7 protein-coding genes and 2 pseudogenes are annotated in these 11,063 nt (G+C 60.6%); 8 read left to right on the top strand and 1 reads right to left on the bottom strand.

Features of this window, described 5'->3' with window-relative positions:
- The 3 genes and pseudogenes from Q8X39_RS20360 to Q8X39_RS20350 form a co-directional block, all read left to right on the top strand.
- A pseudogene (locus Q8X39_RS20360) lies at nucleotides 1–200 on the top strand (hypothetical protein); the annotation flags it as partial.
- Between the two features lie 414 nt (nucleotides 201–614).
- Nucleotides 615–851: a hypothetical protein gene (locus tag Q8X39_RS20355; RefSeq protein WP_305751529.1), complete on the top strand. Its 237-nt coding sequence runs from the start codon at nucleotides 615–617 to the stop codon at nucleotides 849–851.
- A 206-nt stretch (nucleotides 852–1,057) separates the two neighbouring features.
- Nucleotides 1,058–1,843, top strand: a complete 786-nt coding sequence (locus tag Q8X39_RS20350; RefSeq protein WP_305751528.1) for a hypothetical protein — start codon at nucleotides 1,058–1,060, stop codon at nucleotides 1,841–1,843.
- On the opposite strand, the gene Q8X39_RS20345 is transcribed toward Q8X39_RS20350, so the two are convergent.
- Nucleotides 1,835–2,482 carry a hypothetical protein gene (locus Q8X39_RS20345; RefSeq protein WP_305751527.1) on the bottom strand — a complete coding sequence of 216 codons (648 nt, stop codon included), beginning with the start codon at nucleotides 2,480–2,482 and terminating at the stop codon, nucleotides 1,835–1,837. The genes Q8X39_RS20350 and Q8X39_RS20345 overlap by 9 nt on opposite strands.
- A gap of 511 nt (nucleotides 2,483–2,993) precedes the next feature.
- Between Q8X39_RS20345 and Q8X39_RS20340 the strand changes: the two genes are divergently transcribed.
- The 5 genes and pseudogenes from Q8X39_RS20340 to Q8X39_RS20320 all read left to right on the top strand — a co-directional run bounded on the left by Q8X39_RS20340 (nucleotide 2,994) and on the right by Q8X39_RS20320 (nucleotide 10,872).
- On the top strand, nucleotides 2,994–5,774 hold the full coding sequence (locus Q8X39_RS20340; RefSeq protein WP_305751526.1) for a type I restriction endonuclease subunit R: 2,781 nt from the start codon (nucleotides 2,994–2,996) through the stop codon (nucleotides 5,772–5,774).
- Between the two features lie 8 nt (nucleotides 5,775–5,782).
- Nucleotides 5,783–7,042: pseudogene (locus Q8X39_RS20335) on the top strand (restriction endonuclease subunit S); the annotation flags it as partial.
- 82 nt (nucleotides 7,043–7,124) lie between these two features.
- Nucleotides 7,125–8,723: an AAA family ATPase gene (locus Q8X39_RS20330; protein ID WP_305751525.1), complete on the top strand. Its 1,599-nt coding sequence runs from the start codon at nucleotides 7,125–7,127 to the stop codon at nucleotides 8,721–8,723.
- Between the two features lie 5 nt (nucleotides 8,724–8,728).
- Nucleotides 8,729–9,394: a DUF4276 family protein gene (locus tag Q8X39_RS20325; RefSeq protein ID WP_305751524.1), complete on the top strand. Its 666-nt coding sequence runs from the start codon at nucleotides 8,729–8,731 to the stop codon at nucleotides 9,392–9,394.
- Between the two features lie 11 nt (nucleotides 9,395–9,405).
- Nucleotides 9,406–10,872: a class I SAM-dependent DNA methyltransferase gene (locus Q8X39_RS20320; protein WP_305751523.1), complete on the top strand. Its 1,467-nt coding sequence runs from the start codon at nucleotides 9,406–9,408 to the stop codon at nucleotides 10,870–10,872.
- The last annotated feature ends 191 nt before the right edge of the window (nucleotides 10,873–11,063 follow it).

The raw sequence follows: 11,063 nt of genomic DNA, 5'->3' as shown, positions 1-11,063 counted from the left end.
ACGGCACGAAGGCGCTGGAACTGGCGAAGGGCAAGTCGGCGATCGAAGTCGCTACGCTGCAGGAACTGGTCGAGGCACTGCAGAGCGTGCGTGCGGCGGCCGAGGCGGGCGAGCTTGATGCTCATATCGAGGCGGTCAGTGCGTCGCTCGGTGCAGCGTTCAAGCGCAAGACTGCCAAGGCCGGCACTCGCGCCCACTGATCGGCCTACGCTGCGCTGACAACAGCGCTAGCGAGCGTGTGTCAGCGCCTGTCAGCGATTGGCCGGTCTGGCGCTTGCGTGCGCTGACTGGGAATCGTCCAGCTTCAGGCGCTCAGCGTCGATCACGATGCGGGTGCGCAGTTCGTGGTCAGCTAGCGGTGCCTTGATCGAGGCGCTTGAAGCAGTTGGCGGGGCGCGATCGGCGCGTGCACGGCGACAGTACGGGTGCAGGCCCAGTCCGGGCACGGCAAGGTGACGACGTTGGTCGATGTGCGATCGTCGAATCCGAACATGGCGCGTCATCTGCTTGAGGCGCAGGTCGGGCGGGCAAGCGAGGTCAACGGGCGTCGTACGTTGCAGGAGGCTGCGGTCGTAGTGCTGGGCTAAATACAAGGACAGCACTAAGGAGGCAGCATGAGACTTGATGAGATACAGCCGTCGAACGCGGCGGAGCAACGAGTGAAGAGGATGAAGGCGAACGCGAAGGTGGCAAGGGACAGGGCAAAGCAGCTCAAGGCACAAGCAGACGTGAGCGCAGAGCGGCTTGACATGCAGAAGTCGAGGCAGAAGCTGAGGCAGCTACAGCGGGGGGGCGGTCACAACGTCGATCCAACCCTACTCGTGACACCGATGAGCGTCGAGAGAGGATGACACGTTCAACGGATGCGTGGGCACGTGGCGGAAATTCTTTCATGTCGTGCGCGCAGCTCAAGGTCTGCGTCACGCTTAGTCAGCATTGATGAAGATCGCACAAGGCTGTACATTTATCCAGCATCTATGGTTGGCCGCTACTTGAGCGATAGCCGAGTCAAAAGCTGGCTTCAGATACGTCTAAACAACGAGAATTACTATTAAACATGGACACGAAAACAGGAAAACTGTTTGAGCAGGAAGAGTCGACAAAGGTTCGACGCGTGCAAGGCGGGGTTGCATCAACTGATGCAACACTGTCATCACATACGGGTGACAACTCGGAACTGTTTCCGAAGGTGCTGTCGCTTTATGTGCAGAAAGGGGCGCGGATTGCTGATGTGACTTACGGTACTGGTGTGTTCTGGAGGAACGTTGATACGAGTGAGTACGAGTTCCTGCCATCAGACCTTAAGACAGGTGTTGATGCTAGGGCGCTGTCTTATGCAGACAATTTCTTGGACGCATTCGTGCTCGATCCGCCATACATGGAAGGCTTGTATCGAGATAATACTTCTAAGCTGGCCGGTGGCGGGACTCACGATGCATTTAGAGAGTATTACTCTAACGGAACTGCTACATCAGACAAGACCTTGAAGTACCACGACAAGGTCATCGACATGTATATGACCATTGGACTGGAGGCGCGACGAACGCTGCGTGATGGTGGAGTATTCATTGTCAAGTGCCAAGACGAGGTCAGCGCCAACAGACAAAAGCTTACCCATGTCGAGTTGATATTTGGCTACGAGCAGATGGGCTTCTACTGCAAGGACTTGTTCGTGCTGACGCGATCGAACAAGCCGACAGTCGCCCGCCTAATCAAACAAGAACATGCGAGGAAGAACCATAGCTATTTCTTGATCTTCATCCTACGCAAGGGGCGAAAACGCCTTCCATACAGCAACTTCCGCCCCTTGTTGACTAGCTACGCCGAGAAAATTTCAAAGTGATCGCGCAGTTGCAAACAGATCAGTGCTCCAGTGGTCGCTGAGTGGGTGCGTGATCTCTTCTGTTGTGGCTAGTAGGTATTTTTGTTGCTCTGGGGTGTACTTATTGGACGTTGTCAACCTGCAGTTGCGATTGAGCTTGTAGGCAAAGTCCCAGGTGCCTGTGAATGGAAATAGAGGTACTGCAAGTATGTGATAGTCGCCTCTTCGATAGTTGGTCGTCGTGACAGTGTCGCCATTTGGAAGTCGCACATCCCGCTTATCACTGCCATCGTTTTGTACAACACCATGAAGAGAGTTTAGATCTTCGCGCCAAACGATCGAGTTTGTCTGCAGTGACTTCAGTTGAATGGTGATGCGACGACCTTCAAAGAGAAAGTCAGTGTCAACTTTATTGTTTTCTCGGTCGTGGTCGTCGTGCTGCCGAACGTCGGTGATGCGCGGATCACGTAAAACGATCTTTCCAAACATCTCTTCCGCGATATAGCCAAGGATCATGCCGCGAAGACTTGGGGCGCGCTTAATAGCGAGTACAAGATCTTCTGGAGGGATGGCATCGACGATGGTCGAGACCCTTGCCCTGGCAGCTACCGCGAGGGGATGATCGGAGTTTTTTTGGCCGCGTGCGAGTCGAGTAGCCATCGGTGTTCTTGCTCCCTAAAGCAATATGAAGGGTGAACAATATCACTGTGCCGTCTCATTGAGCGGCATTGGCGCTGCGACGGCATGTTGCGTCCGAGGCGCAATCGACAAGTACGTCACTGTTGGATGCAGAATCGAGCGGCCACCAGACTGAACCCTTGCTAGGGCAAGGTTCGCTCGAACAGTCCAGCTGCAAGATGCGAGTCTGTGCTTCGCAAGCGTGCCCCCAAAATCTTGCACACTTTGTCGCACACCAAGAAAAAGCCGTTGTAACTTGTTGTTTTATATAGTTTTTCTTCCGGCATCTCTTCTCATAATCTGTTGGTGCCGTGTTCGACTCACGGGCGGCCTACCAATCTCCGAGGGAGGGGCTCCATCTCGACGGCTCGCGGCGTTTGCCCGGGCCGTTGGCGTTTTCGGGGCCTTGGTCCGTGGGGTGGTGGGGTCTGGCCTTCGCCAACGCCGCTAAGCTCGTGCACCTAGGGACTGCGGGAGCGGTCAGGGAGAGACTATGACGCCCGAAGCGAAGGCGCGACAGCTGATCGATCAGAAGCTGCAGTCCAGCGGCTGGCAGGTGCAGGACCTCAAACAGTTGAATCTGTCCGCCGCCCTCGGCGTCGCGGTCAGAGAGTTTCCGACCGACAGCGGTCCTGCCGACTACGTGCTGTTCGTCAACCGCCAGGCGGTCGGCGTGATCGAAGCCAAGAAGGACAGCGCCGGTGAAAACCTGACGGTGGTTGAAAGTCAGACCGCACGCTACGCCGCCGCCAACCTCAAGTGGCGCACGGATAACTCACCTTTGCGGTTCCTGTTCGAGGCCACCGGCCAAGTCATTCGCTTTACCGACAACGCCGATCCCGCGCCTCGCTCGCGCGAGGTCTTCCACTTCTTCAGGCCTGATACCTTGGCCGGCTGGTTCGACAGCCCCAACACCCTGCGTCGTCGTTTGGCGGAGCACATGCCCAGGCTGGCCGAACGCAATCTCCGCGACTGCCAGGTCAGCGCCGTCACCGGGCTGGAGAAATCGCTGGCGCTGAACAAGCCCCGCTCCTTGGTCCACATGGCCACCGGTGCCGGCAAGACCTTCACCGCCATCACCTCGGTCTATCGCCTGCTCAAGTTCGGCGGCGCCAAGCGCATCCTGTTTCTGGTCGACACCCGCAACCTCGGCAAGCAGGCCCATCAAGAATTCATGGCCTACACGCCGCCGGACGATGGCCGCAAGTTCACTGAGCTGTACAACGTGCAGCGTCTGGCCTCGCCCAGCATCGACCCGCACGCGCAGGTGTGCATCAGCACCATCCAGCGCATGTACGCAATCCTGAGCGGCGAGCCGATCGACGAATCGGCCGAAGACGTTTCGCTCAACGAGGTGCGGCAAACCGCCAAGCAGGCCAAGCTCGTCCGCTACAACCCGGCCGTGCCGGTGGAAACCTTCGACTTCATCGTCATCGATGAATGCCACCGCAGCATCTATAACCTGTGGAAACAGGTGCTCGACTACTTCGATGCCAGCCTGATCGGCCTGACCGCCACGCCCGACAAGCGCACCTTTGGCTTTTTCAACGAGAACATCGTCGCTGAATACACCTACGAGCAGTCCGTGGCCGATGGCGTCAACGTGGGCTATGACGTGTTCGAGATCGAAACCGAAATCACCCAGAAGGGCGCCGAGGTCAAAGCGAAAGAATGGGTCGACCATCGCGATCGCCAGACACGCAAGAAGCGCTGGGGTGAGACGGAAGAAGACATCGCCTATTCGGCCAAGGAGCTGGATCGCTCGGTGGTCAACGTGAGCCAGATCCGCCAAGTCATCCAGGCCATGAAGACCGCCGTGGAGACGCAGATCTTTCCGGCCCGCAAAGAGACGCCCAAGACCCTGATCTTCGCCAAGACCGACAGCCATGCCGACGACATCATCAACATCCTGCGCGAGGTCTATGACCAGGGAAACGCCTTCTGCAAGAAGGTGACCTACCGCGCCGAAGAAGATGCCGACAGCATCCTGAGCAGCTTTCGCAACGACTACCACCCGCGCATCGCCGTGACCGTGGACATGATCGCCACCGGCACCGACGTGAAGCCGCTGGAGGTGCTGCTGTTCCTGCGCGACGTGCGCAGCAGGGGCTACTACGAGCAGATGAAGGGCCGTGGCGTGCGCAGCCTCGATGGCGACGGCCTCAAGCGCGTCAGCAACAGCGCCGACGGTGCCAAGACCCGCTTCGTGCTGATCGACGCCGTGGGTGTGGAGAAGAGCCTCAAGACCGACAGCCGCCCGCTTGAGAAAAAGCCCGGCGTGGCACTGAAGGACCTATTGCAGGGCGTGGCGATGGGCAGCCGCGACGACGACACCGTTCTGTCGCTTGCCAACCGCCTGGTTCGGCTGGCAAAGCAACTCGATGACAAGGCTCAGGCCCGCATCGAGAAAGCCAGCGGTGGCATCCCGGTGGCGGCGCTGGGCAAGGACCTGATCGCCGCGCTGAACCCCGATGCCATCGTTCAGGCCGCGCTGGCCACCGCCCAAGCCCAAGGCATGACCCGGACTGAAGACACCCTGCTGCCTCAGGAGATCGAAGCCGCCCGCGCCGCGCGAGTGGCCGCCGCCTGCGCCCCGTTCGACCAACCGGCTCTGCGCGATGAGATCGAGCATGCCCGCCGTGAGCGCGAGCAGCTGATCGACCACATCAACCTCGACCAAGTGACCTTCGCCGGCTTTGGCGAGCAGGCTGAGGCGCAAGCCCGAACCGTGATCCAGACGTTTGCCGACTACCTGCGGCAACACAAGGACGAGATCGCCGCGCTGGACTTCTTCTACCAGCAGCCCTACCAACGCCGCGCGTTGACCTTCGACCTGATCGAGGACCTGCACGAACGCCTGGGCAAACCGCCGCTGATGCTGACGACCGAGCGCCTGTGGAGCGCCTATGCCCGCGTGCAGGCCAGCCAGGTGAAAGGCGCCGATCGCAAACGCCAGCTCACCGATCTGGTGTCGCTGGTGCGTTTCGCGTTAGGGCTGGAGGGGGAGCTGAAGCCCTTCGCCGACGAGGTTGACAGGCGCTTCCAAGCCTGGATCTTTCGCCACAACGCCCAGCGTGCCACCGCCTTCACGCCCGAGCAGACCGAGTGGCTGCGGCTGATGAAGGACCACATCGCCAGCAGTTGCCGCGTCAGCCGGGATGACTTCGACTACGCCGAACTGGCCGACAAGGGCGGGCTGCAGAAGGTTTGGCAGGTGTTTGGCATGGAGCTGGATGGGCTGATGAATGAGATGAATGAGGAGTTGGTTGCGTGAGTGAATTGATGGCGCTACCGCCAGATTGGTGCTTTTCGACTTTGGAGGAAGTCTCGCGGTCGGTTGGAGGTGGGACACCATCGAAGTCTGATCCGACATTTTGGGTCAATGGCACTGTTCCATGGGTTTCTCCGAAAGACATGAAGACGTTCAGTGTGACGTCCAGTGAAGATGCCTTGACAGTAAAGGCGCTGGATCGCTTGACGCTGATTCCAGCAGAGAGTCTTTTGGTCGTGGTCAGATCAGGTATCTTGTCGCGCACTTTGCCAGTGGCGATCAATAAGGTGCCTGTCACGATCAATCAGGATATGCGAGCGTTTGTGCCTGGTGCTGGCATTTTATCCAAATACCTTGCGTGGCAATTGATGGCCAAGGAGAGGGAAATTCTGTCCAATTGCTCAAAGGATGGAACTACTGTTGCCAGTATTGAGGGTCCTTCACTAGCCCGTTTTTCACTGTCCATTGCACCTGCCGCCGAACAAGCCCGAATCGTCGCCAAACTCGACGAACTGCTCTCCGACCTCGATGCCGGCGTGGCCGAACTGAAGGCTGCGCAGAAGAAACTGGCGCAGTACCGCCAATCGTTGCTGAAGGCCGCTGTGGATGGCGCGCTCACCGCTGAATGGCGCGCCCAGCACCCGCCCACCGAAACCGGCGCGCAGTTGCTGGCGCGCATCCTTACCGAGCGCCGCGCCCGTTGGGAAGCCAAGCAGTTGGCCAAGTTCAAGGAACAAGGCAAGGTGCCGCCGAAGGAATGGCGAAAGAAATACACAGAGCCGGTGCGGCCTGATAACACTGACTTGCCCGAATTGCCTCAAGGCTGGGTTTGGGCTATTGCAGAGCAGTTGTGCGAGTTCATCACCAAAGGCACCACGCCACCCAAAGAGCTTGATGACGGCCGGCTCGCTGAAGTGCCGTTCCTGCGCGTGACGAATTTGACCGATACCGGCGAGCTCAATTTTTCAGATAGAGTGTACGTTGCTGGTGAAACGCATCGTGGCTTTCTAGCTCGTTCGATGGTCTATCCAGGTGATGTATTGATGAACATTGTCGGTCCGCCGCTGGGTCAGGTTTCACTGGTGCCGAACGACTATCCGGAATGGAATATCAATCAGGCCATCGCCATTTTTCGCGCGGTTCCCGGATTGTCGATTTCATTCCTGCGCTCTTGGCTCTTGTCTCCTACTGCTGTGCAATGGCTTAAAGCGCGTGCCAAGACCACGGCTGGACAAGCCAATCTCACGCTCGAATTGTGCAGGTCGTTGCCGATTCCGCTCCCGCCGAGTAATGAGCAGATTGAGATCACCAATCTGATCGATATCGTTCTGCGTGCGGCCAGCGACCAGGTGGATGTCGTCGAGAAATCACTCAAACAGTCCAGCGCCCAACGCCAGAACATCCTCCGCGCCGCCTTCGTCGGCCAACTGGTGCCCCAGGACCCGAACGACGAACCGGCCAGCGTGCTGCTGGAGCGGATCCGGGTGCAGCGGGCGGGGCAGGGCGCGGCATCATCCGGGCGGCGGCGTCGCGCCGAGAAACCTTGAACAGGACCTGCAGACCATGCTGACCCGCATCGAGATTGACGGCTTCAAGTCCTTCGAGGGGCTGGTGGTCGACTTCCTGCCCTTCACCGTCGTGGTCGGCAACAACGCGGCGGGCAAGAGCAACCTGTTCGACGCCATCCAGCTGATGGCCAACCTCGCGTCGAACGACGTCGCCGAGGCGTTCAAGAACATGCGCGGCGAGCCGCTGGAGCTGTTCCGCCAGACCCCTCACGGTCGCGTCAGCCGCATCAAGCTGGCCGCCGAGGTGCTGGTCGATCCTATGGTGCGTGACCCCTGGGGCAGCGAGGTCAGCCTCAACCACACCCGCATGCGCTACGAGGTGACCTTGGAGCGGCGCGAGCTGCGGCCGGGCATCCCCAAGGTGCTGGTCGCCGAGGAGGCGGCCTATCCGATCCTGAAGCGCGATGACCGCTGGGCCGAGAGCAACCGACCGTCGAAGTCGTTCCGTGCGGCGCATCTGAAGTACACGCGCACCAAGCCCTGGCTGACCACCGATGACACGGCCGAGGGCCTGTCCTTCAGCATCCATCAGGATGGTCGCCAAGGTCGGAACCGACCGGCCAGCGCAGCCGAAGCCACCGTGCTGTCGAGCATCACGAACGCCGAGTTCGCCCACCTGTTCGCGCTGCGTGAAGAGCTGAAGCACTGGCGCTTGCTGCAGCTCGACCCTGCCTTGCTGCGCCGCCCCGCGCCGGCCACGGCAAACGACATCCTCGAGCCCGACGGACGCAACCTGGCTGCGGTGCTGGCCCAGCTCAAGGCCGAAAGCGCCACCGAGGAACGGCCCTTGGGTGTGCTGAGTGACATCGCCAGCGACCTGAACAACCTGATCCCTGGGGTGTCGCGCCTCGACGCAGAGCTGCACAAAGCCAGCCAGGAGTACCGCATCGAATTGACCATGCGCGACGGCCTGCCGTTCTCGTCGAAGGTGGTGTCGGACGGCACCTTGCGCGTGCTGGCCCTGCTGACCCTGCTGCACGACCCGCGACACCGCGGCCTGATCTGCTTCGAGGAGCCTGAGAACGGTGTCCACCCCGGGAGGATCAAGCCCTTGGTGCGGCGGCTGCGCGACATGGTGACGCTGCCGAGCGACGAGGTCAGCGCGCTGGAGCCTTTGTCCCAGCTGATGATCAACAGCCACTCGCCGGTGGTCTTGTCGGCCTTGCTCGGTCAGGACAATCAGCCGTCGGATGGGATGGTCCTGTTCGCCGACACATCGACGGTCAGCGACCCCGTGGCGCGCGAAACGCGGCGTCGCACACGCTTGCGCCCGGTCCGCAGCCAGATGCAGGGTCGACTCTTCGAGGAGGGCGTGGCGCCGAGCGGCTTCGTTTCCGACATGGAAGTGCAGCGCGTGCTCGAAACCGTTCACGCCGAAGGCTGACCCGCATGAAGTACCTCGGCCTTGCCCTCTATTCCGAGGGGCGCACCGACGACTATTTCCTGCGCCCCCTTCTGCTTCGCCTGTGCGCCGACATCTGCCTTCAGGAGGGGCAAGAGCCGGTCGACTTCGGCGATGTCGAAGCGTTGTCGCACCCGCCACGTCTTTCTGATGCACCACGCCACGAACGCATCCTGGCGGCCGCTTCGGGGCATCGCGACGCGTGGCAGATCCTCTTCATCCACGGGGACGGCGAAGGCGATCCGGACGCCGCGTGGCGCGATCGCGTGCAACCTGGCATCGAAGCTGTTCAGACCCATTTCGCGGCGGCTGGGCGCGCAGTGGGTGTGGTGCCCGTTCGCGAGACCGAATCGTGGGGCTTGCACGACGGCCAGGCCTTGCGCTCGGTCTTCGGCACCACCTTGAGCGACGCTCGCCTGCAGTTGCCGGGCAGCGCCCGCGCAGTCGAGGCGGCGAAGGATCCCAAGGCCATCCTCAACCGCGCGTTCCTGCAAACCGGGCCCAACGGGCAACGACAACGCAAGGGCGTATCGCCGTACCTGAATGCGCTGGGCGAACAGGTCGACTTGGCACGGCTGCGCGAACTGCCAAGCTTCAGCCAGCTGGTGGACAACCTTCGCGCGGCGTTGCGCTCCATGCATGTGATCGCTTGAATCCGTCGACGATGAACACCTCCTCCCTCGTCCAGAAAGTCTGGAACTTCTGCCACACCCTGCGCGACGATGGTGTGGGCTATGGCGACTACCTGGAACAGCTCACCTACCTCCTGTTCCTCAAGCTGGCGCATGAGTACGCTCAAGAGCCCTACAACCGCGACACGCACATTCCCAAGGGCTACGACTGGGCTGGCCTGACCGCCAAGGTGGGCGAGCCGCTGGAGGCGCAATACCTGGCCACGCTGCACAAGCTGGGGCAGGAGCCTGGCATGCTGGGCGCCATCTTCTTCAAGGCCCAGAACAAGATCCAGGACCCGGCCAAGCTCTCGCGCCTGGTGCAGCTGATCGACGCCGAGAACTGGATCAGCCTGGATGCCGACACCAAGGGCGACCTCTACGAAGGTCTGCTGCAAAAGAACGCCGAGGACACCAAGAGCGGCGCGGGCCAATACTTCACGCCCCGCGCGCTGATCGAGGCCATGGTGGCCTGCGTGCGGCCCGAGCCGATGAAGACGATCGCCGATCCGGCCTGTGGCACCGGTGGTTTCTTTCTGGGGGCATACAACTGGCTGAATCGCCCCGGCGCCCAGCTGGACAAAAGACAGAAGGCGTTCCTGCGCGACAAGACTTTCCACGGCAACGAGATCGTGCCGAATACGCGCCGCATGTGCCTGATGAACCTGTTCCTGCACAACATCGGCGAGTTGGACGGTGAGCCTTCGGTGGAGCGCTCCGATGCCTTGATCAGCGAGCCCAAGCTCAAGGTGGACTACGTGCTGGCCAACCCGCCCTTCGGCAAGAAGAGCAGCATGACCATCACCAACGACGAGGGCGGGGAAGACAAGGAGGCCCTGACCTACGAGCGGCAGGACTTCTGGGAAACCACGTCCAACAAGCAGCTCAACTTCCTGCAGCACATCGTGAGCATGCTCAAGGTGAACGGCCAGGCCGCCGTGGTGCTACCGGACAACGTGCTGTTTGAGGGTGGCGCAGGCGAGAAGATTCGCCGCAAACTGCTGGACACCTGTGATGTACACACCGTACTGCGCCTGCCCACCGGCATCTTCTACGCGCAGGGGGTGAAGGCCAACGTGGTGTTCTTCGACAACGCGCCGAAGGATGGCCAGGTCCACACCCGTGGCGTCTGGTTCTACGACCTGCGCACGAACAAGCACTTCACGCTGAAGACTCGCACACTGAAGCTGGACGACCTGCGCGATTTCATCGATTGCTACAACCCCGACAACCGCCACCTGCGCCGCGCCACCGAGCGGTTCAAGTTCTTCAGCTACGAGGAGTTGATGGCCCGCGACAAAGCCAGCCTGGACATCTTCTGGCTCAAGGACGACAGCCTCGACAACCTCGATGGCCTTCCGCCACCGGACGTCTTGCAGCAGGAGATCATCGAGCACCTGGAAGCGGCGCTGAGCGCTTTCCGGGACGTGGCGGCTGCGTTGCCGGTTCGGTCAGATTGATGACTCAGGGACGCAGGGAGCGAGTCCTGACCGCCCCGGGACGCGGTCGGTGAGCTGAGGGTGCTGATCGGCGGGGAGGTCAAGTCCGGCCAGGAGTGCCTGCGCTGAGCCGCGCCGCTGATATTGGTCGGATCGGCGTAAGCGTCCAGCCAACTCATCTTGAACCGCATCGAAGCGAAAGCAAGGATCGT

This window comes from Leptothrix discophora (genome assembly GCF_030705305.1).
Taxonomy (GTDB): Bacteria; Pseudomonadota; Gammaproteobacteria; order Burkholderiales; family Burkholderiaceae_C; genus Sphaerotilus; species Sphaerotilus discophorus.
Note: the sequence above shows the minus strand (reverse complement) of the source record. Positions and strands in the feature narration are given on the sequence as shown.